The sequence below is a fragment of the Streptomyces hamibioticus genome, from assembly GCF_047946815.1.
In the GTDB taxonomy this organism is placed as follows: Bacteria; Actinomycetota; Actinomycetes; order Streptomycetales; family Streptomycetaceae; genus Streptomyces.
The window spans coordinates 3,140,726-3,165,814 of the sequence record NZ_JBKKQY010000001.1 but is presented as its reverse complement, the minus strand read 5'-3'; the positions used below and the strand labels follow the sequence as shown (position 1 = coordinate 3,165,814).

Here is a 25,089-nt window from a genome sequence, read left to right as displayed (position 1 = left end):
TCCCTTTCGTCACTCTCGGTGTACCGAGCGTGGCTCAGGGGAATCTTCGGTGGCAACGCTTGCCGCGTGACACTCGCGCACTGTCACGGAGGGGGAACCGTGAGCCGACGCAACGCCGAAGGCGATACGGGGGCCAGCACGGCCGCCGTGTTCGGCGAGGTGCTGAAGCATTTCCGGGAGGCGGCGGGGCTGACGCAGGAGGGACTGGCCCGCCGCATCCCGTGCGACCGCTCGCACGTGGCCCGGGTGGAGGCGGGCACGCGGGTGCCGCAGGACACGTTCGCCAAGACGTGCGACGAGTTGCTGGGCACGGGTGGGGTGCTGGGGCGGTTGTGGGGGCGGATCGACTGGTATCCGCGGGTGGAGCATCCGGATTGGTTCGAGCGCAGGGCGCGTATGGATGCCGAGGCGGTGGCCGTGCGGGCGTACCAGACCCAGGTGATGCCCGGGTTGTTGCAGACGCCCGACTACGCGAAGGCGCTGTTCGGCCGTCGGCTCATCAAGGCGGACGAGGTGGCGGAGCGGGTCAGGGCCCGGCTGAGTCGCCAGCAGAGGTTCCTCGCGGACGGCGGTCCCTTGTACCTCGTGGTGCTGGACGAGAGCTGCCTGCGGCACATGGTGGGCGGCCCCGACATCATGCGCGGGCAGTGCGAGCACCTGCTCGCTGTGGGGCGATTGCCCAACATCCGTATTCAGATCGCCCCTTCGGACCGTGCGGACATCGACCGACCGGACACGTCGCTGTCGTTGATCGAACTGCCCGACGGGCAGCGGTGGGTGTACTCGGAGTCCCTGGACCGGGGCCACTTCAGCGATGATCCGGCCGCTTTCACGCGGCACAGCCGGACTTATGATGTGCTCAGGGCGGACGCCCTCTCAGCCCCCGGGTCCGCCGCTCTGATCAGCGACGTGATGGAAGGGTACGAGGCCCATGACGACCCACCAGCTCCGCACGGCGACCTGGATCAAGAGCAGCCACAGCGGCGCGAACGGCGGCGACTGCGTGGAAATCGCCCCCGATATCCCCGACGTCGTCCCCGTCCGCGACAGCAAGAACCCTGACGGTCCCGTCCTGCTGATCAGCCGCGCCGCGTGGACCGCGTTCACCGGGACCCGGTTCCTCGCGCTCCGGTGACGCGGGCGGTCACCTGAAAGGAACACCGGGGAGAAAAGAACCCCACCAAGCCCCACCCCTCCCGCCCACGGCGCGGCCTCACTCACGCGGGTGAACATCACCGGCCGGACTGGAATTCGCGGGGCCCAACTCCCTTACGCTCAGCGCAACAACCGCTGACATATGTCGGCCCCCGCCGGGGAGTAGCGATCCCCGCGAGGGCCTGACCACCGAGGAAGTCGGAGCCTTCCTGATGGGTACCCCCGACCTTAGCGTGCCCCGGCGCGCCCGGTCCGCCGTTGACGGCAATCGTCACCCCTCCGGCGTGATCCACGACAACGTCCGCCACACCACCCGCTTCACGGTGGTCGGCAACCACTTGGCCCAGCACCCGGACCTCTCGCTGCTGGCGATCGGACTGGGCGTTTACATCCAGTCGGTCCGCGCGGGCACCCCCGTGGACATCAAGAGCCTGGCCGCCCGCTTCAAGGAGGGCACCGCCCGCATCGCCGCCGCCCTGCGCGAGCTGGAGGCCCACGGCTACCTGCGCCGCGAACGCGAGCGCGTCCCGGGCGGCCGCATCGTGACCCGTACCGTCTCCTGCAACCACCCGGCGGCAGCGGCCCGGCGCCGCACCGCCGCGCGCCAGCACGCACCCGCCCGGGAGAACACTCCGCGCCGCGCGCCCCGCAAACCGCGCCCCCTCCCCGCCGTACCGCAGCCCAGCCGCAAGGCCTCCGCGCTGATCCAGCAGGCCACCGACCTTCTCGCCGGCCTGCGCGACCGCGACTCCCGCCTGCTCCTGTCGACCTGCGACACGACCCACCTGGCCCCCGGCGTCGCCGCCTGGCTGGAGCGGGACGTGCCCCCCGCGGCCGTACGCCACGCCCTGACCACCGACCTGCCGCCGGAGGGCATGCGCCGCCCGGCGGCCCTCCTGGCCCACCGCCTCACGGCCCAGTTGCCGCCACCCCCGCCGTTTCGCGCACCGGCCGCCTCACCACCACCCCGGTACCCCCTGCGGAACTGCGACGGCTGCGACCGCGGCTTCCGCGCCCCCGAGGCCGAGAACCGCTGCCGCGACTGCCGCTCGGCGGACACCCTCTCGCCCCAGGGCTGACCAGGAGGAACGTCCGTGATGTCCGTAGCCCCGCGCCTCAGCCGTCCCGCAGGACTACCCTGGCCAGTGCACTCTTGGGAGGACACCATGAGCACCCAGGCCGACCACGGGCACGAGCTGGTTCCCCGTCCGGAGCAGACGCCGGATGCCCTGCGAGCCGCGCTCGCCGTCGTCGCCCCCGGCCGCCTCGCGGAGATGCAGCAGTCGAAGGACGAGGCCTTCGCCAAGGCCGTCGAGTGGCAGTCCCTCAGTCCGGTGCGGAGCTGGGTCCTGACCTGGGCCAGGGACATCGAGATCGCTCGCCGCCCCGACCTGTCCGCCCGCCATGACCGCGCCCGGCGTGATCTGGAACATCAGGACGCTGCCGTCGCCCAGGAAGCACTGCGGGAGTTGAGCGCGGTCCTGGATGAGGCGATGAAGGCAGTGCGGAGTTGAGCTGGACCTGGGAGTACGCCTTCGGCGCCGAAGAAGCCGCCCGCAGCGCTCCGCCGGACTTCCTCGCCGGAGTGGGACGCAGGGCCGACGAACTGGTCAGGGCAGCGGAGGCACTGCACGTACACGGGCGAGCGCCCGAGGGCGTCGACCCGAGGGGCGAGGACGTCATCGTCCCCGGCGGCATGTTCACGTACCAGATCGTTGTACGCAGGGAGCGCCTCTACATCGTCCAGATCACCTACCTCGGCCGCCCAGTCCGCGTCCTCCTGGCGCGCCCGGGCCGACTCACCCTGTGTGGTCATGTCTCCCCCTGCTGACGGTCGTCGAGGAGCGAGGCGACGGCGGCGCCGAAGTCGTTCCACAGCGCCCGGTCGTGCCGCAGCCTCGCCCTTCCCTGCTCGGTGATGCGGTAGTACTTGCGCCCGGGACCGCCGTCGCCGGCGCCCCACTCCACCTCCACCGCGCCCTCCTCCTGCAAGCGGGTCAGCGCGGGGTAGAGGGTCGCGGCCTTCACCTGCGGCATGCCCGCCTCGTCGAGCCGGCGCAGGAGCGCGTAGCCGTAGCTCCGGCCCTCGGTGTCGAGGACCCCCAGCAGGCACAGCGGCAGGGCCGCCCGCGTCCAGGACGTGTTCGCCGCCACCGGACTTCCAGACGTCTCGTTCATCGACTACTTCGGTTCTCCGAATAGTCGAGCCAAAAAAACGCAGAGCCCGAGGGCTCTGCGCTGTGCAGGGGAGAGCCGGTCCGCTACTCGCCGTCCCGCTTGGGCTCCTCGTCCTTGTCCTTGTCGCCGTCCTTGTCCCCGGCCTTGTCCTGGTCCTCACCGAGGGACTTGAGGAAGTCGGGGTTGTCGTCCGGCGCGACCCACTGGCGTCCGCCCTGCCGCTGCCACGAGGAGCCGTCCGGCTGCCGCTTCTTGCCCGCGATGATCCACGAGATCGAGCCGACCAGCGGGAACAGCAGCACGAGGATCGCCCACAGCGGCTTCGGGATGTGCCGCACGTCCTCGTCCTTCGTGCTGATGCAGTCGATGAACGCGTAGACGCTCAGCGCCAGTGGCACGAGGAACATCAGCACCCGGAGCATGGGGCCTCTCCAGCGGAAGCGGTGGGGACAGCAGGGTCGGTACGAAGCCAGGGTAGCCGCTCGGGGATACTTGACCCCATGGCTTACGACGATCTTCGCTCCCTGCTCAGGGCGCTGGAGCGCGAGGGTGACCTCAAGCGCATCAAGGCCGAGGTCGACCCGTATCTGGAGGTCGGGGAGATCGTCGACCGGGTGAACAAGGCCGGCGGTCCCGCGCTGCTCTTCGAGAACGTGAAGGGCTCCGCCATGCCGCTGGCGATGAACGTCTTCGGCACCGACCGCCGCCTGCTCAAGGCGCTCGGCCTGAAGTCCTACGACGAGATCTCCGGCAAGATCGGCGGGCTGCTCAAGCCCGAGCTGCCGCACGGGTTCGTCGGGGTGCGCGAGGCCTTCGGCAAGCTCGGCGCGATGGCGCACGTGCCGCCGAAGAAGGTGAAGTCCGACAGCGCGCCCGTGCAGGAGGTCGTGCTCACCGGTGACGACGTCGACCTCGACCGGCTCCCGGCGCTGTTCACCTGGCCCCAGGACGGCGGCTCCTTCTTCAATCTGGGCCTGACCCACACCAAGGACCCGGAGACGGGCATCCGCAACCTCGGGCTGTACCGCCTCCAGCGCCACGACAACCGCACCATCGGCATGCACTGGCAGATCCACAAGGACAGCCGGAACCACTACCAGGTCGCCGCCCGGCGCGGCGAGCGGCTGCCGGTCGCCATCGCCTTCGGCTGCCCGCCCGCCGTGACCTACGCCTCCACCGCCCCGCTGCCCGGCGACATCGACGAGTACCTGTTCGCCGGGTTCGTCGCGGGCAAGCGGATCGAGATGGTCGACTGCAAGACGGTGCCGCTCCAGGTCCCGGCCAACGCGGAAGTGGTGCTGGAGGGCTGGCTCGAGCCCGGCGAGATGCTGCCCGAAGGCCCCTTCGGCGACCACACCGGCTTCTACACCCCGCAGGAGCCCTTCCCGGCGCTCACCATCGACTGCGTGACGATGCGCCGCCGCCCGCTGCTCCAGTCGATCGTGGTCGGGCGGCCCCCGACGGAGGACGGCCCGCTGGGGCGGGCGACCGAGCGCTTCTTCCTGCCGCTGCTGAAGATCATCGTCCCGGACATCGTGGACTACCACCTCCCCGAGGCCGGCGGCTTCCACAACTGCGCGATCGTCTCGATCGACAAGAAGTACCCCAAGCACGCCCAGAAGGTGATGCACGCCATCTGGGGGGCGCACATGATGTCGCTGACCAAGCTGATCGTGGTCGTCGACTCCGACTGCGACGTCCACGACCTGCACGAGGTCGCCTGGCGGGCGCTCGGCAACACCGACTACGCCCGTGACCTCACCGTCGTCGAGGGCCCGGTCGACCACCTCGACCACGCCTCCTACCAGCAGTTCTGGGGTGGCAAGGCGGGTATCGACGCCACCAGGAAGCTCCCCGAGGAGGGGTACACCCGCGACGGGGGCTGGCCGGACATGGTGCTGTCCGACCCGGAGACGGCCGCGAAGGTCGACCGCCGCTGGAAGGAGTACGGCCTGTGAGCGGCGCGTCCGCCGCGATCCCGCAGCAGCCGGGGCGCACGAAGGCGTTCCTGCGGCTGGTGATGATCGAGCACTCCGTCTTCGCGCTGCCCTTCGCCTACATCGCCTCGCTCACCGCGATGTACCAGTGGGACCAGAACATCCACTGGGGCCGGCTGCTCCTGGTCACCGTCGCCATGGTCGGCCTGCGCACCTTCGCGATGGCCGTGAACCGCATCATCGACCGCGAGATCGACGCCCGGAACCCGCGCACCGCCCACCGCGAGCTGGTGACCGGCGCGATGTCGGTCAAGCACGCCTGGACGGGCGCGGTCGTCGCCCTGGTCGTCTTCCTGGGCGCGGCGGCCCTGCTCAACCCGCTCTGCCTGGCCCTCGCGCCCGTCGCGGTCGTGCCGATGGTGGTCTATCCGTACGGCAAGCGGTTCACGAACTTCCCGCAGGCCATCCTCGGCCTCGCCCAGGCCATGGGCCCGATCGGCGGCTGGCTGGCGATCACCGGCAGCTGGTCCTGGGACGCCGTCGTCCTCGGCCTCGCCGTCGGCGTCTGGATCGGCGGCTTCGACCTGATCTACGCCTGCCAGGACGTCGAGACCGACCGGAAGATCGGCGTCAAGTCGGTCCCGGCCCGCTTCGGCGTCCCGGCCGCGATCTGGGGCGCCCGCGCCTGCCACACCGTGACCACGGCCCTGTTCGCCTGGTACGCCGTGACCACCGGCGCCGGTGCCTTCTTCTGGTTCGGCCTGCTGATCGTCGCGGGCGCGTTCGTCTACGAGCACTCCATCGTGCGCCCGCACGATCTGTCCCGCGTGAACCGGGCGTTCTTCAGCGTCAACGGCTTCATCGGGATCGCCCTGTTCGTGTGCGCGCTGCTGGATCTGCTGGTGCGCGGGCTCACCGTATGAGTCCGACCGTATGGGTCCGACCGCATGAGTCCGGCCGTGTGAGTCTCACCGTATGAGCGGAGTCGGCTGATCGGGCCGCCGGCGGAAGACGAACGCCGCCGCCACTCCCGCCGCCAGGCCGATCAGATGGCCCTGCCAGCTCACGCCGGACTGGGTCGGGGCGATGCCCGCCAGGATGGTGCCGCCCCAGATCGCGGCGATCAGCACGCCGGCCAGGACGCCGAGCGGGCGTCGCTCCACGAAGCCGCTGACCAGCAGGAAGCCGAAGAGGCCGAAGATCAGGCCGGAGGCGCCCGCCGTGTTGCTGTACCCGGGGGAGACCAGCCAGACGCCCAGGCCGTCGGCCACGATGATCAGCGCGCACACGGCGAGGAACCGGCCGATGCCGCCGAGCGCCGCCAGGAAGCCGAGGACCAGCAGCGGCACGCTGTTGGCGGCCACATGGGTGAAGCCGAAGTGGACGAAGGACGCGGGCACGACGTCGGCCAGCTCGGACAGCACCCGCGGGACGATGCCGAAGCGGTCCAGCGCATGGCCGGTGGCCACGTCGATCACTTCCAGCAGCCACAGCAGCGCCACCCAGGCCACCATCAGCTTGGCCGCGGCCCTCACCCGGTCGCCGCGCGACCACTGCCGCCCCGATACCGGCGTGTCCGGTGTACCCGACATGACGACCCCCACTGCGTGCGTCCCATCCAGGGAACGCCCGGGCCCCCTTGGCCGGTTCCCACCCCCGGGAGCCGGATAGGCTCGGTGTCGTGAACCCAGTCAAGCCAGGAGAGACGCGTCGTACGCCTTGGATCGTAGGGGTGTCCGGCGCCTCCGGCACTCCGTATGCCGCCTCGGTGCTGCGCGCACTGCTCGCCGCCGGCGAGAGCGTCGACCTGGTCGTCAGCCGGGCCTCGCGGCTCACCCTGCTCGATGAGACCGGCATCTCCTTCCGGGACGCCCACTGGCAGGACGACCTGCGCGAATGGCTCTCCCGCGGGGCCGACGGCAAGCCGGGGACCTTCCAGGCGGACATCGCCGGCGTACGGCACTGGAGCGCCGGCGACCTGGCCGCCGGGCCGTCCTCGGGGTCGTACCGCACCAAGGGCATGCTGATCGTGCCCGCCTCGACGGCCTGCGTGGCGGGGGTCGCCCTCGGCCTGTCGAAGGACCTGCTGCAGCGGGCGGCGAGCGTGACCCTGAAGGAGGGGCGCAAGCTGGTGGTGGCCGTCCGGGAGACCCCGCTGGACGGCCGGACCCTCAGACACCTGGTGGCCCTGGACGACGCGGGCGCGGCCGTGGTGCCCGCCTCACCGGCCTTCTACGCGGGGGCCACGCACATCCAGGACCTGGTGGACTTCGTCGCCGGACGCGTCCTCGACGCGGCGGGCGTCGAGCACGGCCTCTACCGACGCTGGCGGGGGGAGCTGGGCGGCGGCTCGCGCCCCGCCTGACCGCCGTCACCCCCACACACACGCACGTTTCAGGAACTCTTCAGACCTCCTCTCAGACCTCCTCATCGGAAGGCTTCGATCGCAATGGACGCGGTGGACAGGCAGCTCATCCAGGCCCTCAGAGAGAACGGCCGGGCCTCCTACGCGGAGCTGGGGCGCCTCGTCGGTCTGTCGGGACCCAGCGTCACCGACCGCATCAACCGGCTGGAGGCGGCCGGCGTCATCACCGGCTACCGGGCCACCGTGGACGCCGCCTCGCTCGGCCTCGGCGTCACCGCCCTGATCGGCATCTCGCTGTCCGACGCCGCCGACCACGAGGACGTGGCGCAGCGGCTGAAGGACCTCCAGGAGATCGAGGACTGCTGGTTCATCGCCGGCGACGACTCCTACATGCTCAAGGTGCGCGCGACCGACGTGGACGGCCTGGAGAAGATCATCCGCCGGCTCTCCGGCACCAAGGGTGTCTCCCGCACCCGTACCACCATCGTGCTCTCCACGAAGTGGGAGAACCGGGTCGGTGAGCTGCCCGAAGAGGTGTAGCGGACCGGGCGCGGAGCGCCGCCCGGGGTTCCCCCCGGCCGAAGGGCGGGGGCGTACGGTGGACGCAGTCTGTCTCAGGAAAGAGGTATCGGCATGGACGTCGGGCTCAAGCGCGAGCTGGAGGAGAAGGTCCGCTCCGGTGAGCGGCTGTCCCGCGAGGACGGCATCGCGCTGTACGAGTCGGACGACCTGGCCTGGCTCGGCGGCCTCGCGCACGAGGTGCGGACGCGGAAGAACGGCGACGTCGTCCACTTCAACGTCAACCGCCACCTCAACATGACCAACGTGTGCACGGCCTCCTGCGCCTACTGCTCCTTCCAGCGCAAGCCGGGGGAGAAGGACGCGTACACCATGCGCATCGAGGAGGCCGTCAAGCTCGCCAAGGAGATGGAGAGCGAGAACCTCACCGAGCTGCACATCGTCAACGGACTGCACCCGAACCTGCCGTGGCGGTACTACCCGCGCTCGCTGCGCGAGCTGAAGGCGGCCCTGCCGGACGTGTCGCTCAAGGCGTTCACCGCCACCGAGATCCACCACTTCGAGACCATCTCCGGGATGTCCGCCTCCGAGATCCTCGACGAGCTGATCGACGCCGGTCTGGAGTCCCTCACCGGCGGCGGCGCGGAGATCTTCGACTGGGAGGTCCGGCAGCACATCGTGGACCACCGCACCCACTGGGAGGACTGGTCCAGGATCCACCGGCTGGCGCACGAGAAGGGGCTCAAGACGCCGTGCACCATGCTCTACGGCCACATCGAGGAGCCCCGGCACCGCGTGGACCACGTGCTGCGGCTGCGCGAGCTGCAGGACGAGACCGGCGGCTTCCAGGTCTTCATCCCGCTGCGCTACCAGCACGACTTCGTGGACATGCAGGACGGCAAGGTGCGCAACCGCCTCCAGGCCCGCACCCAGATGGCGACCGGCGCCGAGGCGCTGAAGACCTTCGCGGTCTCCCGGCTGCTGTTCGACAACGTCCCGCACGTCAAGGTCTTCTGGGTGATGCACGGCGTGCAGACCGCGCAGCTGGCCCTCCAGCACGGTGCGGACGACATGGACGGCTCGGTCGTCGAGTACAAGATCACGCATGACGCGGACAACTACGGCACGCCGAACAAGCTGACCCGCGAGGACCTGCTGGACCTGATCCGCGACGCGGGCTTCCGGCCGGTGGAGCGGAACACGCGGTACGAGATCATCCGCGAGTACGACGGCCCTGACGCCGGGCGCCGCGAATCGCCGCAGCCGATGAGGGTGTGAGGTCGCTCCGGGTCCGTCGCCGGGTGCGGGTGGTTCGTGGCTGGTCGCGCAGTTCCCCGCGCCCCTTCGGGTACGTGCACCGGACCAGCCTCCAAGGGGCGCGGCGAACTGTGCGACCGGGCCCCCACGTACCCGCACCCGGCAGGGATCCGTGACTCCCGCGGCGGGTACCCGGTACCCATGTCCACCGCCCGAGCCCCCGAGGACGACTACACCGCACAACCCTTCGTTCCGGACCGCGGCGGCCTCGCCGCCCTGCGGAAGGCCGCCGCCGGCTGCCGGGGCTGCCCCCTGCACAGGGACGCCACGCAGACCGTGTTCGGCGCCGGAAACACCGACGCCCGGGTGATGCTCATCGGCGAGCAGCCCGGCGACCAGGAGGACCGGCAGGGCAAGCCCTTCGTCGGACCCGCCGGCAAGCTCCTCGACCGGGCCCTGGCCGACGCCGGCATCGACCCGGCGGAGGCGTACGTCACCAACGCCGTCAAGCACTTCAAGTTCACGCAGGCCGAGCCGCGCAAGCGCCGTATCCACAAGGCGCCCAGCCTGCGCGAGATGACGGCGTGCGGGCCGTGGCTCGCCGCCGAGCTGGCCGTGGTGGAGCCCGAGCTGATCGTGGTGCTCGGGGCCACGGCCGGGAAGGCGCTGCTCGGCTCGTCGTTCCGGGTCACCCAGGTGCGCGGCACGGTCCTGGAGGAGGAGATCCACGGGCGCCCCGAGTTGCTGGTGCCGACCGTGCACCCGTCCTCGGTGCTGCGGGCGGAGGACCGGGACGCGGCGTACCAGGGGCTGCTGTCCGATCTGAGAGTGGCGGCCGACACCCTGGCGTAATGGCTACCATCAGTACGTGTCCCTTACCTTCACGCTCGATCCCGCCGTCACGCCCGAACTCCGTGACGGCATCCTCGATCTGTGGACCGACGTCTCCAACGCGGGCGGCTCGGTCGGCTTCGTCCCCCCGGTGAGCCGGGAGACCATCCGCCCGGAGCTGGTCAAGCACCTGGTGGCGATGGCCGAGGGCCGCACCCGGCTGCTCGTCGGCCACGACGCGGACGGACGGGTGGCCGCCACCGCCTTCCTCACCCTGAACACCCACCGCCTGATGACGCACTGGCTGTGGCTCTACACGGTGATGGTGCACCCGAGGTACCAGGGCCGGGGGTACGGCCGGGACCTGATGTCCGCCGCCGCGCACGCGGCCCGCACCGTCGACGGGATCGAGGCGATACGCCTGACCTGCCGGGGCGGCCTCGGCCTGGAGCGGTTCTACGAGTCCTGCGGCTACAAGGAGGTCGGCCGGGTGCCCGGCGCGATCCGGGTGGCGCCGGGCGACGACCGCGACGACATCGTCATGCTGCTGCCGCTGGGCTGAGCCCCGCGCCCGAGGGCTCCCGCCACCCCCCTGCGGGGTCCGCGCCCCGGCATGCTTCACTGGACGATGCCTCTTTGTGCCAGAAACGGAAGAGTGGATTGAGATGCTCCGCTACACGCTGATGCGCCTCGGGATCTTCGTGGGCTGCCTCGTGGTCGTCTGGGGCCTCGTCTACGCCGGCGTCTTCCCGCGCGGCCTGGGTGACTCCAACGGCATGTGGATCATCCTGCTGTCCCTGCTGCTCTCGGCCCCGATCAGCTTCGTGGTGCTGCGCAAGGAGCGGGACCGGGCCTCCGTGCAGGTCGTGCAGCGGGTGGACCGGATGAAGGCCAACCTGGAGGCCAGCCGCAGCCAGGAGGACGTCGCCGACGACACCGCCCGGGCCCAGGGGCAGACCCCGTAGCCACCACCGTCGCGACGGCCGTAACCTCCGTCACAGACGCACCCGCCCCGGTTTCCCAATCCGCAGGAAACCGGGGCGCTTTGCGTTTTGCGGGGCATCGGGCCCCCTCGGCCTCTCAAAGTGAGGCTTTGGGCGTCCCAAAGCACCAGTGTTAAAGTCGTGCGCATGAAGCACGCAGCCGCGCCCCCACCGCCGTCGAGCGTTCCGCTCGTGGCGCGCCTGCACGTGGACCTCTGTCGGTGCGCGTCCGCGACCTGTCGCCCCTGACGTACCTCTTCACCCCGTCATCGCCCACGTCAGTACAGCGCGTCCGTCCCCGCGTCCCGTCCCTTACGGAGCATGTCCGTGTCCACACGCACGAAGTCCTTCAAGGTGCCCTTCTGGGCCCAGATACTCGCCGGTCTCGTCCTCGGCGTCCTGCTGGGCTGGCTGGCCCGCAGCCAGGACGTCTCCTGGCTGGTCACCACCCTGGAGAAGGTCGGCGACACCTTCATCGGCCTGCTGAAGCTGGCCGTCGCACCGCTCGTCTTCTTCGCGATCCTGGTGTCGATCACCAACCTGCGGAAGGTCAACAACGCGGCCCGCCTCGCGTCCCGCACCCTCCTCTGGTTCATGATCACCTCGCTGATCGCGGTGGCCATCGGCCTCACCATCGGCCTGGTCACCAACCCCGGCGCCGGCACCGGCCTGACCCCCGCCGACGGCGCCAAGCCGGACAGCACCGGTTCCTGGATCGACTTCCTGACCGGCATCGTGCCGACCGACGTCATCACGCCGTTCACCGAGCTGAACGTGCTCCAGATCGTCTTCATGGCCGCCGTCGCCGGTATCGCCGCCCTCCAGCTCGGCGAGAAGGCCCAGCCGATCCTGAACCTGAGCGAGTCCGTCCTCGCCCTCCTCCAGAAGGCCCTGTGGTGGGTCATCCGCCTCGCCCCGATCGGCACCGTCGGCCTGATCGGCAAGGCCATCGCCACCTACGGCTGGGACCTGATCGGCAAGTACGCCACCTTCACCGCCGACATCTACGTCGGCTGCGCGATCGTGATGTTCGTGGTCTACCCGGCGCTGCTGGCCACCGTCGCCAAGGCCAACCCGCTCCAGTTCTTCAAGGGCGCCTGGCCCGCCATCCAGCTGGCCTTCGTCTCGCGCTCCTCGGTCGGCACCATGCCGCTGACCCAGAAGGTCACCGAGCGGCTCGGCGTGCCGAAGGAGTACGCGTCCTTCGCGGTGCCGTTCGGCGCGACCACCAAGATGGACGGCTGCGCCGCGATCTACCCGGCGATCGCCGCGATCTTCGTCGCGCAGATCTTCGACATCCAGCTCGGCGTCACCGACTACCTGCTGATCGCATTCGTCTCGGTGGTCGGCTCGGCCGCCACGGCCGGTCTCACCGGTGCGACGGTCATGCTGACGCTGACCCTGTCCACGCTCGGCCTGCCCATGGAGGGCGTCGGTCTGCTGCTCGCGATCGACCCGATCCTGGACATGATGCGCACCGCGACCAACGTCGCCGGCCAGGCCCTGGTCCCCGTCATCGTCTCCGCCCGCGAGGGCCTGCTCGACCGCAAGGCCTACGACGCGGCGCACAGCTCGCCGATCGACGAGCCCGAGCGGGAGCGCCAGGCCGAGCCGGTGGCGGCCGCGGCCTGACGACGGGGCCCCGGCCGACGGCGTCGCGGCCGGACGCCGTGGCCTCCGGCCGGCGACGTGCCCGCAGACCGCCGCACGGACCGTACGCTAATCCGCATGGGTGCCGGAAAGACCAAGCGGATGCCGCGTGCGGTCCGTGAGCAGCAGATGCTGGACGCCGCCGTGACGATTTTCGGGCAGCGCGGCTACATGGCCGCGTCGATGGACGAGATCGCCGAACTCGCCGGTGTCTCCAAGCCGTTGGTCTACCTGTACCTGAACTCCAAGGAAGACCTCTTCAGCGCCTGCATCCGCCGCGAGGCGCAGGCCCTCACCGAGGCCGTCCGGGCCGCCGCACAGCCCTCGGAGCTGCCCGCCGACCGCCAGCTCTGGAACGGTCTGCGGGCCTTCTTCACGCACACCGCCCAGCACCCGGACGGCTGGGCGGTGCTGCACATCCAGGCCCGCACCCACGGCGAGACCTTCGCCGCCGAGGTCACGGCGATGCGCAAGGAGATCGTCGCGTTCGTGACCCAGCTGATCGCCGCCGCCGCACGCGAGGCCCACCGGGACCCCGACCTGCCCGAGCACGAGGTCGCCGGACTCGCCGAGGCCCTGGTCGGCGCCGCCGAGTCGCTCGCCGACTGGGCCGGCGGCAGCCCCGGCGTGACGGCCCGGCAGGCGGCGGCCACCCTGATGAACTTCGCCTGGGCGGGCCTGGGCAGCCTCATGGCGGGCCGCTCCTGGTCGCCGCCCGCCGAGGAGGACGCGGAGCCGGTCGCTCAGGCCGGGTAGACGTCGCCGGTCAGATGCAGCCGGCCGTCCGGGCCGCCGCGCAGCTCGAACCGCCCGTCCGCCGCCCCGTACACGACCCTCCCCGGCAGCGGCACCGGCGCCCGGAACTCGGCCCCCACGACCACCGCGTCGGGCGTGCCGTGCGCGGCCAGGCAGCGCGCCACGGTCCACATGCCGTGCGCGATGGCCCGCGGGAAGCCGAACAGGCGGGCGGTGAGCGGGTGGAGGTGGATCGGGTTGCGGTCACCGGAGGCGGCACCGTAGCGCCGGCCCAGGTCGCCGCCGAGCCGCCACTCGTCCCGGACCGGCAGCGGTCCGGGCTCCGGCCGGCGGGGCTTCCCGGCGGGGGACGGGGACGTCCGGTGCCGCGCCAGATACGTGCTGCGCGACTCCCATACGACGTCCCCGCCGCTGCTCACCTCGGTGACGACGGCGGCCTCGGTCCCGCGCCGGTGCGGCGCCAGCTCGGCCACGCGCACGGCGAGTTCGTACTCCCCGCTCGCCGGCATCGCCGCCCACCGCGTGATGCCGATCGACGTGTGCACCAGACCGAGCAGGGGCAGCGGGAAGTCCCGCCCGCTCATCAGCCGCATGGCCAGCGGAAACCCCAGCACATGCGGATACGTCACCGGAAGCGCGTTCGCCCCCGTCGCGAACCCGCACACCCGCTCGTACGCCGCCAGCCGCGCGAGATCGATGCGCAGCCCGGGCAGCACCAGGCGGGTGCGGGGGTGGGCGGCGTCGGGGCGGGGCCGCTTGAAGGGGGAGAGCAGGGCGCCGCGGGCGAGGAGCGGCGGCAGGGCGGGCGGGGCGGCCAGGGTCACGGTACTCGCGGTCGCGGTCATCACGCCCCCAGCAGACTCTGGCCGCAGACCCGCACGACCTGGCCGTTGACCGCGCCGGAGGCCGGGTGGGCGAGCCAGGCGGTCGTCTCGGCGACGTCGACGGGCAGTCCGCCCTGGGCGAGGGAGTTCATCCGGCGCCCGGCCTCGCGGATGAGCAGCGGGACGGCCGCCGTCATCCTCGTCTCGATGAACCCCGGCGCGACCGCGTTCACGGTGACCCCGTGCTCGGCGAGCGCGCGTGGCGCCAGGGAGCGGACCAGTCCGACGATCCCGGCCTTGCTCGCCCCGTAGTTGGTCTGGCCCGCGTTGCCCGCGAGCCCGGCGATGGAGGCCGTGGCCACGATCCGGCCGCCCGGCTTCAGCGTGCCGGTGGCCAGCAGCGCGTCCGTCGTGCGCAGCACGCTCGCCAGGTTGACGTCCAGCACCGAACTCCAGCGCTCGGCGGGCATGTTGACCAGCCGCCGGTCCCGGGTGATGCCCGCGTTGTGGACCAGCACGTCCAGGCCGCCGGGCAGGGCGCGGGCGATCCGCTCACCGGCGTCGGCGGCGGTGATGTCGAGGCCGAGCGCACCGCCGCCGAGCCGTTCGGCGACGCGCCGGGCGTCCGCCTCCGCCTGCGGCACGTCGAGGACGACGACCCGGGCGCCGTGGCGGGCCAGCGTCTCGGCGACCGCCTCGCCGATGCCGCGCGCACCGCCGGTGACCAGGGCGGTGCGCCCGGCGAAGGGGCGGTCCCAGTCCTCCGGGACGGCCGTCTCCCCGGCGCCGACGTCGATGACCTGGCCGCTGACGTAGGCCGAGGCGGGGGAGAGCAGGAAGCGCAGGGTGGACTCGGCGGCGGCGGCGTCGGTGAGCCGGACCAGGTTCACGGTCCTGCCCCGGCCGATCTCCTTGCCGAGCGAGCGGGTGAAGCCCTCCAGCGCCTGCTGCGCGGCGGCCTGGTGGTGGTCGGCGGCGTCGAGCGGGGCGCCGAGGAGGACGATCCGGCCGCCGGGCGCGACCGACCCCACGACCGGGTGCAGGGCCGCGTGCACCTCGGCCAGCGCCTCGATGTCGCCGACGCCGGTGGCGTCGAGGACCACGGCGGCCGGGCGTCCGGTGCCGGCGGCCGGACCGGTGCGGTGCAGGACCGGTGCCAGGTCGAGGTCCGACTTGCCCGCCGTCAGGTGCCGCAGGCCGCCGTCCAGGTGAGGACGGCCGGGCGACCAGCGGTGCAGCTCGGCGGGTTGCGGCAGACCGAGGCGGCGGGTCAGGAAGCGGCCGGGTGCGGTGCCGGTGAAGCGTAGATAGCGGTCGGCCATGTTCCGTCTCCCCATGGGTGGCTCAGCGGCTGACATCTGGGTACTCGGTGATTACTCTGGAGTAAGGTTACCGGTGGTAAGCCTATCGTCCAGCGCACGGGTGAGGAGCAGGTCCAGATGAGTTCCGTGGAGTCTCCAGGGGTTCGCCGGGTCGCGATCGTCGGCGGCGCGCGCATCCCGTTCGCCCGCTCCGACGGCCCGTACGCCACGGCCTCGAACCAGGAGATGCTGACCGCCGCCCTGGACGGGCTGGTCGAGCGGTTCGGCCTGCACGGCCCGGGAGCCGTCGGCGAGTTCGTGGCCGGCGCGGTGCTCAAGCACAGCCGGGACTTCAATCTCGCCCGCGAGACCGTGCTGGGCTCGGCACTGGACCCGCGCACCCCCGCGTACGACGTCCAGCAGGCCTGCGGCACCGGGCTCCAGGCCGTGATCGCCGCCGCCAACAAGATCGCCCTCGGCCAGACCGAGTCGGCGGTCGCGGGCGGCGCCGACACGGCGAGCGACGCGCCCCTCGGGGTCAACGACCGGCTGCGGCGCCTGCTGCTGGAGGCGCGGCGGGCGAAGACGCTCCAGGGCCGCGTGAAGGCCCTGGCGCAGGTGCGCCCCGCGCACCTGGTCCCCGACATCCCGCGCAACGCCGAGCCGCGCACCGGCCTGTCGATGGGCGAGCACGCCGCCGTCACCGCCCGCGCCTGGGGCATCACCCGCGAGGCGCAGGACGAACTGGCGGCGACGAGCCACCAGCGGCTGGCGGCGGCCTACGAACGCGGCTTCTTCCAGGACCTGGTGATCCCCTTCCGCGGCCTGGCCCGCGACCAGAACCTGCGCCCGGACTCGACACCGGAGAAACTGGCGGGCCTGAAACCCGTGTTCGGGACCGAGGACGCCAACCCCACCATGACGGCCGGCAATTCGACACCCCTGACGGACGGCGCGGCGACGGTGCTGCTGGCGAGCGAGGGGTGGGCCGAGCGGCACGGCCTGGAACCGCTGGCGTATCTGACGACGTACGAGACGGCGGCCGTCGACTTCGTCGCCGGTGACGTGGCGGACGGTGAGGACGGCCTGCTGATGGCCCCGGCGTACGCGGTCCCGCGGATGCTGGAGCGGGCCGGGCTGTCCCTGGCCGACTTCGACCTGGTCGAGGTCCACGAGGCCTTCGCCTCCCAGGTGCTGGCCACGCTGGCGGCCTGGGAGAAGCGCGGACTGCCCCCGGTGGACCGCGCCCGGCTGAACGTGGCCGGCTCCTCCCTCGCCACCGGCCACCCCTTCGCGGCCACCGGCGCCCGGATCGTGGCGACGCTGGCCCAGCTGCTCGCCGAGCGCGAGGGACCCGGGCGGGGCCTGATCTCGGTGTGCGCGGCGGGCGGTCAAGGGGTGACGGCGGTGCTGGAGCGGCCCTGAGCGGACGACCGGGCGGGCGACCGAGTGGACGACCGGTGGAGGAAACCTGATCTACCCTCACGTAACCCGCGAGGTTGCACAGACCCGGCCCCGGACCGTCCCCGAACGTGCACGACCTCCCCACGACAGCCCCGTACGATCCTCACCTGACCGGCGGTAACCCCCTGCCCGTGACGGTCCGTCGGTGAAGGCCTCGGTGAACGCCCCGGCGTACGAGGCACGCACGTCATGCAGCAGGCAGCGTCGCCGCTGCACGTCCCAGGAGCCGCCCGTGTCGACCCCCCTTCCCTCCTTCGCCGCGTCCGCCGCCTTCACCGACGCGCCCGGCCCCGCCCTCGTGGAACCCGAGACCCGGCGGCTGGACGGGGCGGTCCGGGAGGCGTATGTCCCGCCTTTCGCGCCTCCGGTGCGGCACGGCTCGCTCGCGGACCTGCCGTTCGACAACGCCGCGGCGGTCCCGGACACGGTGGTGCTCAGCCGCAAGGGCCCGGACGGGAGCTGGGCGGAGGTGACGGCGGCCGAGTTCGCCGCGCAGGTGCTGGCGGTGGCCAAGGGCATGATCGCGGAGGGCCTGATGCCGGGCGACCGGCTGGCGATCATGGCCCGGACGACGTACGAGTGGACCCTGCTCGACTTCGCCGCCTGGGCGGCCGGCCTGGTGACCGTCCCCGTCTACCCGACCTCCTCCCTCTTCCAGACCCGCTGGATACTCCAGGACTCGGGCGCCGTCGCCTTGGTCACGGAGACGTCGGCCCAGGCGGCGGCCCTCGGCCCGGAACTGGGCCACATACCCGACCTGCGGCACCTGTGGGTGATGGACAAGGGCCACGTGGACCGGCTCGCGGAGGCGGGCGCGGCGATCGCGGACTCCGAGGTCGCCGTGCGCCGCGGCATGCTGGGCCCGACCACGCTGGCCACCCTCATCTACACCTCGGGCACGACCGGCCGCCCGAAGGGCTGCGCCCTCACCCACGGCAACTTCTTCGCCGAGGTCGACAACGCCATCGAGCTGCTCTACCCGATCTTCAAGGCGAGGACGAGCGAAGAGGCCTCGGTACTCCTCTTCCTGCCCATGTCCCACGTCTTCGGCCGCATGGTGGCCGTGGCCTGCGTCCGCGCCCGGGTCCGCCTCGGCCACGCCCCGAGCCTGAAGCCGGAGCACCTCCTCCCGGACCTGGCGGCCTTCCGCCCCACCTGTCTGCTCACCATCCCCTACATGCTGGAGAAGGTCTTCAACACCGCGCGCGCCAAGGCCGAATCGGGCGGCCGGGCGTCGACCTTCGACCGCGCGGTGTCGGTGGCGGTGAAGTACGGCGAGGCGCTGGAGGCCAAACAGACGGGCGGGGGAGGCGGACCCTCGCGCGCGCTGCGGGCGGCCCGTGCCATGTACGACCCCCTGGTCTACCGCCGGCTGCGCAACGCGATGGGCGGCCGCGTCCGCTACGCCATCTGCGGCGGCTCCCCGCTGGGCCGCCGCCTGGCCGCCTTCTACGCCGGTGCGGGCATCGAGATCTACGAGGGCTACGGCCTGACGGAGGCGACGGGCGCGGCGACGGTGACGCCGCCCCTGAAACCCCGGCTGGGCACCGTGGGCTGGCCCCTGCCGGGCACCCGGGTCCGCATCGCCGCGGACGGCGAGATCCTGCTCGCCGGCGAGCACATCCTGCACGGCTACTGGGACCCTGCCGCCGGGGGCGTGGTCCCGGCCGCGCCGGACGGCTGGTTCCCCACCGGCGACATCGGTGCCCTGGACGACGAGGGGTACCTGACGATCACCGGCCGCAAGAAGGAGATGCTGATCACGGCGGGCGGCAAGAGCGTGGCGCCGGCCCCGCTGGAGAACTGGCTGCGCTCCCACCCCCTGATCTCCCAGTGCATCGTCCTGGGCGACGCCCGCCCCTACGTGACGGCGCTGTTCACCCTCGACCCCGACGGCATCACCCACTGGCGCCGCATGAACGGCAAGCACCCGGTGCCGCCGGAACTGCTGACCGACGACGAGGAATTGCTGGCGGTGCTGCAGCGCGCGGTCGACGAGGCCAACAAGCTGGTCTCCCGCCCGGAGTCCATCCGCCGCTTCGCCGTCCTGCCGAGGGACTTCACGGAGGCGGCGGGCCATCTGACCCCGTCGATGAAGCTACGGCGAGAGGCGATCATGCGGGACTTCGCGGAGGCGGTGGAGGGGCTGTACGGGAGCTGAGCCGACGTCCGATGTCCGAGGGCCGAGCTGTGAGGGGGAGGGGCCGAGCTGCGAGGCTGTCGGTGCCGGTGGTGCGCCGGTGCCCCGTGGGCGCCGTTGGCCGGTGGTGTGCCGGTGGTGCCGGAGGCTGTGGCTGGGCGGTGGGTACCGGTGGTGCCGGAGGCTGTGGCTGGGCGGTGGGTACCGGTGGTGCCGGAGGTCGTGGGTGGCCGGTGGTGCCGGTGGTGCAGGTGGTGTCGGAGGTCGTGGGTGGCCGGTGGTGCCGGTGGTGCCGGAGGTCGTGGGTGGCCGGTGGTGCCGGTGGTGCCGGAGGTCGTGGGTGGCCGGTGACCGCCGGCTACGGCCGAGTTCTCACTGCACCCCGGCCGCCCGCAGCAGCGCCGTCACCGCCGCCGCTCCGACGACGACCACCACGAACGGCGCTCGGCGCCACGCCAGGACACCGCCCACCAGCACCCCGGCCGGACGCGCCCAGCCCGCGAAGCCCCCGCCCTCCGCCAGCGCCCCCGTCGCCAGCAGCGCGACCAGCAGCAGCACCGCACCGGCGGACAGGAGCTGCTGGGCCCGGTCCGGGACGGTGACCCGCCCGTGCAGGGCCGGGCCCACCAGCCGGAAGGCGTACGTCCCGACGGCGAGGGCCAGGATCACGGCGACCGTCGCGCTCATGCCGCCCCCTCCCGCCGGAAGGAGCCGAGCAAGACCAGCCCGCTCAGCGCCAGTAGTACCGGCACGCCCGCCGGTACGGCCGGGGTCGCCGCCAGCGCGACGACGGTCCCCGCGAGAGCGGCCCGGCGCAGGCCCGCGTCCTTGCGCAGGGCGGGCAGCACGAGCGCGGCGAGCACCGCCGGGAAGGCGGCGTCCAGCCCGTAGGCCGCCGGGTCCCCCAGCGCGCTTCCGGCGAGCGCCCCGGCCAGGACACCCGCGTTCCACACGGCGAACAGGCCGATGCCGGCGAGCCAGAAGGCCGCCCGCCGCCGCTCGGGGCCGGCCTGGGCGAGCGCGAACGCCACCGTCTCGTCCGTGACCAGGTGGGCGCCCAGCAGACGCGCCGCCCGGCTCGTGCCGATGATGTCCGCGACCGCGAGGCTGAAGGCCGCCGTGCGGGTGTTGAGCAGCAGGCCCGTGGCCACCGCGGCGACCGGGCCGCCGCCGGCGAGCAGCACGCCGACCGCGCTGAACTGGGCCGAGCCCGCGTAGACCACCAGGGACATCACCACCGGCACCCATACCGGCAGCCCTCCGGCGACGGCGATGGCACCGAAGGACACACCGACGATGCCGCCGGCGACGCAGACGAGGGCCACGTCCCGGAGGAGGTCCGGATCACGGACGGGGAAAAGGAGGGGTGTTCGCTGTACCGAACGCATGTTTTCTACAATGGACGGTAGGCGTCGCGTTCGTCAACGCGAACGATCGGACTTCCATGCCGAACGAATGGGGTGGCCGTCCCGACCGACCCGAACGTGCCGACCGAACCGACGGCCGCAGCGCAGCAACAGAGACGACCGGAGTGAGGCCATGACCGACCCGAGTGACCTGCCGCCCCGACTGCCCCTCGACTGGATCGCCACGTCCCTGCGGCGCGAACGGGCCCGCGCCGGGCTGTCCCTGTCGGAGCTGGCCAAGCGGGCGGGCATCGCGAAGTCCACGCTGTCGCAGCTGGAGGCGGCCGGCGGCAACCCGAGCATGGAGACGCTCTGGGCGCTGGCCGTGGCCCTGGGTGTGCCGTTCAGTGCGCTGGTGGAGCCGCCGGTGCCCGCCGTGCGGGTGATCCGGGCCGGCGAGGGCCCCCAGGTCGCGTCCGAACAGGCCGATTACGTCGCCACCCTGCTCTCCGCCAGCCCGCCCGGCGCCCGCCGGGACATCTACCGCCTCACCGCCGAGCCGGGCGCCGCCCGGGAATCAGAGCCGCACGTTCCGGGGACGGTGGAGCATCTGATCGTCAGCGCCGGGCGGGTCAAGGCGGGTCCGCGCGGCGAAAGCGTGGAACTGGGTCCCGGGGATTACCTGGCCTATCGCGGGGATGTGCCGCACGCCTACGAGGCACTGGTGCCGGGAACCGCGTTCGTGCTGATCATGCAGCACGTATGACACGTATGACACGTATGACACCTATGACACGTATGACACGTATGACACGTATGACACGTATCACCGCATGGTGCCCGGAAAGGGCAGGAGCCCCGTCGCCGGAACGGCGCGGGGCTCCTTGGGTACTGCTGTCAATCAGACAGGAGTGACATTCTCCGCCTGCGGGCCCTTGGGGCCCTGCGTGACGTCGAAGGACACCTGCTGGTTCTCCTCGAGGGACCGGAAACCGGTCGCGTTGATCGCGGAGTAGTGGACGAAGACGTCGGGGCCGCCGCCTTCCTGGGCGATGAAACCAAAGCCCTTTTCGGCGTTGAACCACTTAACGGTTCCGGTAGCCATAAGCCCTCCTTGGGCTCAAAGGGTTGCCCTGCCTCCAGAACCAGCAAGTGTGAAGATGAATTCTGCACAACTGCATACGTCTGATAATGACAAGAGCCCGCGGTCACATGCTCCGCAGGCTCTGCACTGCAAGGGAAACCAAACTGCAACTTGCGGCGAGCCTAGCACGCAGGCCGCCGAAAGCAACAGAGGCCAAGATCACTTCACCCGCATGTTTGAACACCTCGGCCGTCCGGCTGACGCCGGGGCCGGCACCCGGCGGGCGGCGGGCGAGGGCTAGCCTCACGATGTGGACAATCCTCGCACCCGGCCGCGTGTCGGCCACATCCAGTTCCTGAACTGCCTGCCCCTGTACTGGGGGCTGGCGAGAACGGGCACGCTCCTCGACTTCGAGCTGACGAAGGACACCCCGGAAAGGCTCAGCGAGCAGATCGTCCGAGGCGATCTCGACATCGGACCGGTCACCCTGGTCGAGTTCCTCAGACACGCGGACGAACTCGTCGCCTTCCCCGACATCGCCGTCGGCTGCGACGGCCCGGTGATGTCGTGCGTGATCGTCTCCCAGGTCCCGCTGGAGAAGCTCGACGGTGCCCGGGTCGCCCTCGGGTCGACCTCGCGCACCTCCGTCCGGCTCGCCCAGCTGCTGCTGGCCGAGCGTTTCGGCGTGGCACCGGACTACTACAGCTGCCCGCCCGACCTGAGCCTGATGATGCGGGAGGCGGAGGCGGCCGTACTGATCGGCGACGCGGCGCTGCGCGCCAACATGCTCGACGGCCCCCGCTTCGGCCTCGAGGTGCACGACCTGGGCGCCCTGTGGAAGGAGTGGACGGGCCTGCCGTTCGTCTTCGCGGTGTGGGCGGCCCGGCGGGACTACGCCGAACGCGAGCCGGAGATCACCCGCCGGGTGCACGAGGCCTTCCTCGCCTCCCGCAACCTCTCCCTGGAGGAGGTCGGCAAGGTCGCCGAGCAGGCGGCCCGCTGGGAGGACTTCGACGAGGCGACCCTCGCGCAGTACTTCACCACCCTCGACTTCCGCTTCGGCGCCCCGCAGCTGGAGGCGGTCGCCGAGTTCGCCCGCCGGGTCGGTCCGACGACGGGATTCCCGGCGGACGTGAAGGTGGACCTGCTCCGGCCGTGAGGCCCGCCGGCGCCCGGCACTACGCTGCTGGGGAGTGCCGGGCGTACGGGGGAGGGGTGGACGCCATGCAGCCGCTCGACATCGACGAACCCACCGTCGTGGGGCCCTACCGGCTGCTCGGCCGGCTGGGCTCCGGGGGCATGGGCCGGGTCTATCTGGGCCGCAGCTCCGGAGGCCGCACGGTCGCGGTGAAGATCGTGCACCCGCACTTCGCCCTCGACGAGGAGTTCCGGGCCCGTTTCCGGCGGGAGGTCGAGGCCGCGCGGCGGGTGGGCGGCGCGTGGACCGCACCCGTCCTGGACGCCGACCCGGAGGCGCGCGTGCCCTGGGTGGCCACCGCGTACGCGGCCGGCCCCTCCCTGACGGCGGCGGTCGCGCACGGCGGCGCGCTGCCGGGCCGCACCGTACGGGCGCTGGGGGCGGGCCTCGGCGAGGCCCTGGCGGCGGTGCACGACCTGGGCCTGGTCCACCGGGACGTGAAGCCGTCCAACATCCTGCTCACCCTCGACGGCCCGCTGCTGATCGACTTCGGCATCGCCCGCGCCACGGACGGTACGGCGTCCCTGACCTCGACCGGCGTGTCGATCGGCTCGCCCGGCTACATGGCGCCCGAGCAGATCCTCGGCAAGGGCGTCACCGGCGCGGCGGACATCTTCTCCCTGGGCGCGGTCCTGGCCTACGCGGCGACCGGCGAGCCGCCGTTCCCGGGGGACTCCTCGGCGGCGCTGCTGTACAAGGTCGTCCACGAGGAGCCGGAACTGGAGGCCCTGGAGGGCGGGATACGGGAACTGGCCGCGGCGTGCCTGGCCAAGGATCCGGCCGCCCGTCCGACCCCGCGGGAGGTGGCCCGCCGCCTGGCTCCGGAGGGCGCGGCCCGCCTGGTCGCCGGCGGCTGGCTGCCCGGGGCACTGGTGGAGCAGGTCAGCCGGAGCGCCGTACAGCTGCTGAACCTGGACGCGACGGGGGCGGGCGCGGGACCCGAGTCCGGGCCGGTGGGATTCAGCCGGGTCGCGGTGACGGAGGGCGGCGCCGGGTCCCTGGCCGGGACGGGAGCCGGAGCCGGAGCCGCGGGAGCCGACGGCGCGGTTCCTGACGGCGCGGTTCCTGACGGCGCGGTTCCTGACGGCGCGGTGGCTTGCCGGGAGGCCGGGGTTGCCGGAGAGGCCGGGAATGCCGGGGGCCCTGGGAACCCGGGGAACTTTGGGTCTGCAGGGAGTTCCGGGGATCCCCGGAACTCCGGGGACACCGGGAGCGTCGGAGGCTCCGGAACTTCCAAGGCTTCCGGGACTTCCGGGACTTCCGGGGCGTCCGGGGAGTCCGTAGGGACTGGGAAGCCCGGGGAGCCCGTAGGTGTCGGGTACGCCGCGGCGGGGGCGTTCGGGCCGCCGCCGGTCATGCCGGTGCCGCAGCCGCCGCCGGTGCCACTCGAGGCCGCGCCTGCCGTGCCCGGACCCGGCCGGCCCCGTGACGGCCGGCCGCACGAGCCCACCCAGCTCCCGTACCGGCCCACCGAGCCCCGCCCCGGCAAGCTCTCCGTCTCCGTGGCGGCGACCGCCGCACCGGGCGGAAACGGCCGCGGCCGACGGCTGAGCTGCACGGTGGCGCTCGCGGTGGCCGGGGCGCTGGCGGCGGTGACGATCGGTGGGGCGTTCGTCTTCGACCTGGTGCCCGGCGGCCGCCGGGACTCGGCGGACGGCGGCCCCGGCGCCACGACCCACGCCCCGTCGCCGGGCAGCTCGGCCACCGCCTCCGACCCCGCCATGGGCGGCGGCGGGGAGGCGGTCCCGGACGCGTACGTCGGCACCTGGGAGGGCCAGGCGGCCGCCCGCGACGGCAAACTCCCCATGGGCACCTTCCGCCTGACCGTCAAGGACGCCGAGGTGGGCGAGAAGCTGGGCACCCTGCGCCACATCGACCTGCTGGGCGGCACGTGCGACGACGTACTGACACTGAAGCAGGTGACGGGCAAACAGATCGTCGCGAGCGCCGTCGGAGCGGAGGACAACCGCGGTGTCTGCGAGCAGGCTCTGCACACCGTCCGGCTCACCCCCGTGGGCGACGACCTGCGCTACGAGTCGGACAGCAAGGGGTCGGGGCAGCCGAAGGCCCGCCTGTCGAAGATCAAGTAGTGACGGTGGGT

The 25,089-nt window shown here is 72.1% G+C and carries 29 protein-coding genes; 21 read left to right on the top strand and 8 right to left on the bottom strand.

Annotation, left to right across the window (positions count from 1 at the left end; all coding sequences use genetic code 11):
- The first annotated feature begins 99 nt into the window (after window positions 1-99).
- From ACLGIH_RS14135 to ACLGIH_RS14115, 5 genes are all read left to right on the top strand, one after another.
- Window positions 100-1,062 (top strand): helix-turn-helix domain-containing protein, encoded by a 963-nt coding sequence (locus ACLGIH_RS14135; RefSeq protein WP_416525598.1) that lies wholly within the window; start codon window positions 100-102, stop codon window positions 1,060-1,062.
- On the top strand, window positions 1,004-1,135 hold the full coding sequence (locus ACLGIH_RS14130) for a DUF397 domain-containing protein (RefSeq protein ID WP_416525597.1): 132 nt from the start codon (window positions 1,004-1,006) through the stop codon (window positions 1,133-1,135). Before ACLGIH_RS14135 ends, ACLGIH_RS14130 begins: the two co-directional genes overlap by 59 nt.
- Window positions 1,136-1,367: 232 nt before the next feature.
- Window positions 1,368-2,234 carry a helix-turn-helix domain-containing protein gene (locus ACLGIH_RS14125; protein WP_416525596.1) on the top strand — a complete coding sequence of 289 codons (867 nt, stop codon included), beginning with the start codon at window positions 1,368-1,370 and terminating at the stop codon, window positions 2,232-2,234.
- Window positions 2,235-2,321: 87 nt separating this feature from the next.
- Complete coding sequence (locus tag ACLGIH_RS14120; RefSeq protein ID WP_416525595.1) at window positions 2,322-2,669, top strand: hypothetical protein; 348 nt, start codon at window positions 2,322-2,324, stop codon at window positions 2,667-2,669.
- Window positions 2,666-2,986, top strand: coding sequence for a hypothetical protein (locus tag ACLGIH_RS14115; RefSeq protein WP_416525594.1), 321 nt, complete (start codon window positions 2,666-2,668; stop codon window positions 2,984-2,986). Before ACLGIH_RS14120 ends, ACLGIH_RS14115 begins: the two co-directional genes overlap by 4 nt.
- Here ACLGIH_RS14115 and ACLGIH_RS14110 read toward each other — a convergent pair.
- The gene (locus tag ACLGIH_RS14110; protein WP_416525593.1) at window positions 2,968-3,333 is read right to left on the bottom strand and encodes a PadR family transcriptional regulator; all 366 of its coding nucleotides are present in this window, start codon (window positions 3,331-3,333) and stop codon (window positions 2,968-2,970) included. The two genes, ACLGIH_RS14115 and ACLGIH_RS14110, sit on opposite strands and share 19 nt — an antisense overlap.
- An 83-nt stretch (window positions 3,334-3,416) precedes the next feature.
- Entirely contained in the window at window positions 3,417-3,755 is a 339-nt protein-coding gene (locus tag ACLGIH_RS14105) for a PLD nuclease N-terminal domain-containing protein (RefSeq protein WP_416525592.1), read from the bottom strand.
- Window positions 3,756-3,833: 78 nt separating this feature from the next.
- On the opposite strand from ACLGIH_RS14105, the gene ACLGIH_RS14100 reads away from it, so the two are divergent.
- On the top strand, window positions 3,834-5,291 hold the full coding sequence (locus ACLGIH_RS14100) for a menaquinone biosynthesis decarboxylase (protein WP_416525591.1): 1,458 nt from the start codon (window positions 3,834-3,836) through the stop codon (window positions 5,289-5,291).
- On the top strand, window positions 5,288-6,193 hold the full coding sequence (mqnP, locus tag ACLGIH_RS14095) for a menaquinone biosynthesis prenyltransferase MqnP (protein ID WP_416525590.1): 906 nt from the start codon (window positions 5,288-5,290) through the stop codon (window positions 6,191-6,193). Before ACLGIH_RS14100 ends, mqnP begins: the two co-directional genes overlap by 4 nt.
- Before the next feature lie 45 nt (window positions 6,194-6,238).
- On the opposite strand, the gene ACLGIH_RS14090 is transcribed toward mqnP, so the two are convergent.
- Complete coding sequence (locus ACLGIH_RS14090; RefSeq protein WP_416525589.1) at window positions 6,239-6,862, bottom strand: rhomboid family intramembrane serine protease; 624 nt, start codon at window positions 6,860-6,862, stop codon at window positions 6,239-6,241.
- An 89-nt stretch (window positions 6,863-6,951) separates the two neighbouring features.
- Between ACLGIH_RS14090 and ACLGIH_RS14085 the strand changes: the two genes are divergently transcribed.
- The 9 genes from ACLGIH_RS14085 to ACLGIH_RS14045 all read left to right on the top strand — a co-directional run bounded on the left by ACLGIH_RS14085 (window position 6,952) and on the right by ACLGIH_RS14045 (window position 13,631).
- A complete protein-coding gene (locus ACLGIH_RS14085; protein WP_416525588.1) occupies window positions 6,952-7,635 on the top strand; it encodes a UbiX family flavin prenyltransferase in 684 nt (227 codons plus the stop codon).
- Between the two features lie 84 nt (window positions 7,636-7,719).
- Window positions 7,720-8,175, top strand: a complete 456-nt coding sequence (locus tag ACLGIH_RS14080; RefSeq protein ID WP_416525587.1) for an Lrp/AsnC family transcriptional regulator — start codon at window positions 7,720-7,722, stop codon at window positions 8,173-8,175.
- 93 nt (window positions 8,176-8,268) lie between these two features.
- Window positions 8,269-9,432 carry an aminofutalosine synthase MqnE gene (mqnE, locus tag ACLGIH_RS14075; protein ID WP_416525586.1) on the top strand — a complete coding sequence of 388 codons (1,164 nt, stop codon included), beginning with the start codon at window positions 8,269-8,271 and terminating at the stop codon, window positions 9,430-9,432.
- 180 nt (window positions 9,433-9,612) lie between these two features.
- Window positions 9,613-10,263, top strand: a complete 651-nt coding sequence (locus ACLGIH_RS14070; RefSeq protein WP_416525585.1) for a UdgX family uracil-DNA binding protein — start codon at window positions 9,613-9,615, stop codon at window positions 10,261-10,263.
- A gap of 16 nt (window positions 10,264-10,279) precedes the next feature.
- Entirely contained in the window at window positions 10,280-10,804 is a 525-nt protein-coding gene (locus ACLGIH_RS14065; RefSeq protein ID WP_416525584.1) for a GNAT family N-acetyltransferase, read from the top strand.
- Between the two features lie 103 nt (window positions 10,805-10,907).
- Window positions 10,908-11,207 carry a DUF4229 domain-containing protein gene (locus ACLGIH_RS14060; RefSeq protein ID WP_416525583.1) on the top strand — a complete coding sequence of 100 codons (300 nt, stop codon included), beginning with the start codon at window positions 10,908-10,910 and terminating at the stop codon, window positions 11,205-11,207.
- A 165-nt stretch (window positions 11,208-11,372) separates the two neighbouring features.
- Complete coding sequence (locus ACLGIH_RS14055; protein WP_416525582.1) at window positions 11,373-11,474, top strand: putative leader peptide; 102 nt, start codon at window positions 11,373-11,375, stop codon at window positions 11,472-11,474.
- Window positions 11,475-11,546: 72 nt separating this feature from the next.
- Window positions 11,547-12,857 carry a dicarboxylate/amino acid:cation symporter gene (locus ACLGIH_RS14050; RefSeq protein WP_416525581.1) on the top strand — a complete coding sequence of 437 codons (1,311 nt, stop codon included), beginning with the start codon at window positions 11,547-11,549 and terminating at the stop codon, window positions 12,855-12,857.
- A gap of 96 nt (window positions 12,858-12,953) precedes the next feature.
- On the top strand, window positions 12,954-13,631 hold the full coding sequence (locus ACLGIH_RS14045; protein WP_416525580.1) for a TetR/AcrR family transcriptional regulator: 678 nt from the start codon (window positions 12,954-12,956) through the stop codon (window positions 13,629-13,631).
- On the opposite strand, the gene ACLGIH_RS14040 is transcribed toward ACLGIH_RS14045, so the two are convergent.
- Together ACLGIH_RS14040 and ACLGIH_RS14035 are read right to left on the bottom strand one after the other, a co-directional pair.
- Window positions 13,619-14,476, bottom strand: coding sequence for a MaoC family dehydratase (locus ACLGIH_RS14040; protein ID WP_416529375.1), 858 nt, complete (start codon window positions 14,474-14,476; stop codon window positions 13,619-13,621). The two genes, ACLGIH_RS14045 and ACLGIH_RS14040, sit on opposite strands and share 13 nt — an antisense overlap.
- On the bottom strand, window positions 14,476-15,777 hold the full coding sequence (locus ACLGIH_RS14035; RefSeq protein WP_416525579.1) for a 3-oxoacyl-ACP reductase: 1,302 nt from the start codon (window positions 15,775-15,777) through the stop codon (window positions 14,476-14,478). The genes ACLGIH_RS14040 and ACLGIH_RS14035 overlap by 1 nt, the downstream gene beginning before the upstream one ends.
- 117 nt (window positions 15,778-15,894) lie before the next feature.
- Here ACLGIH_RS14035 and ACLGIH_RS14030 point away from each other — a divergent pair, with 117 nt between their 5' ends.
- Window positions 15,895-17,181 (top strand): acetyl-CoA C-acetyltransferase, encoded by a 1,287-nt coding sequence (locus tag ACLGIH_RS14030; protein WP_416525578.1) that lies wholly within the window; start codon window positions 15,895-15,897, stop codon window positions 17,179-17,181.
- Window positions 17,182-17,452: 271 nt separating this feature from the next.
- A complete protein-coding gene (locus ACLGIH_RS14025; protein ID WP_416525577.1) occupies window positions 17,453-19,381 on the top strand; it encodes an AMP-dependent synthetase/ligase in 1,929 nt (642 codons plus the stop codon).
- A gap of 351 nt (window positions 19,382-19,732) precedes the next feature.
- Here ACLGIH_RS14025 and ACLGIH_RS14020 read toward each other — a convergent pair whose 3' ends face one another.
- Window positions 19,733-20,047 carry an AzlD domain-containing protein gene (locus ACLGIH_RS14020; RefSeq protein WP_416525576.1) on the bottom strand — a complete coding sequence of 105 codons (315 nt, stop codon included), beginning with the start codon at window positions 20,045-20,047 and terminating at the stop codon, window positions 19,733-19,735.
- Window positions 20,044-20,748, bottom strand: coding sequence for an AzlC family ABC transporter permease (locus tag ACLGIH_RS14015; protein ID WP_416525575.1), 705 nt, complete (start codon window positions 20,746-20,748; stop codon window positions 20,044-20,046). The genes ACLGIH_RS14020 and ACLGIH_RS14015 overlap by 4 nt, the downstream gene beginning before the upstream one ends.
- Window positions 20,749-20,899: 151 nt before the next feature.
- On the opposite strand from ACLGIH_RS14015, the gene ACLGIH_RS14010 reads away from it, so the two are divergent.
- On the top strand, window positions 20,900-21,472 hold the full coding sequence (locus ACLGIH_RS14010) for a helix-turn-helix domain-containing protein (RefSeq protein ID WP_416525574.1): 573 nt from the start codon (window positions 20,900-20,902) through the stop codon (window positions 21,470-21,472).
- A 135-nt stretch (window positions 21,473-21,607) separates the two neighbouring features.
- Here the strand turns inward: ACLGIH_RS14010 and ACLGIH_RS14005 are convergent, their stop codons facing one another.
- Window positions 21,608-21,811 carry a cold-shock protein gene (locus ACLGIH_RS14005; RefSeq protein ID WP_004984723.1) on the bottom strand — a complete coding sequence of 68 codons (204 nt, stop codon included), beginning with the start codon at window positions 21,809-21,811 and terminating at the stop codon, window positions 21,608-21,610.
- 289 nt (window positions 21,812-22,100) lie between these two features.
- Between ACLGIH_RS14005 and ACLGIH_RS14000 the strand changes: the two genes are divergently transcribed.
- Entirely contained in the window at window positions 22,101-22,949 is an 849-nt protein-coding gene (locus ACLGIH_RS14000) for a menaquinone biosynthetic enzyme MqnA/MqnD family protein (RefSeq protein ID WP_416525573.1), read from the top strand.
- Window positions 22,950-23,014: 65 nt separating this feature from the next.
- Window positions 23,015-25,078 carry a serine/threonine-protein kinase gene (locus ACLGIH_RS13995; RefSeq protein WP_416525572.1) on the top strand — a complete coding sequence of 688 codons (2,064 nt, stop codon included), beginning with the start codon at window positions 23,015-23,017 and terminating at the stop codon, window positions 25,076-25,078.
- Window positions 25,079-25,089: the final 11 nt, after the last annotated feature.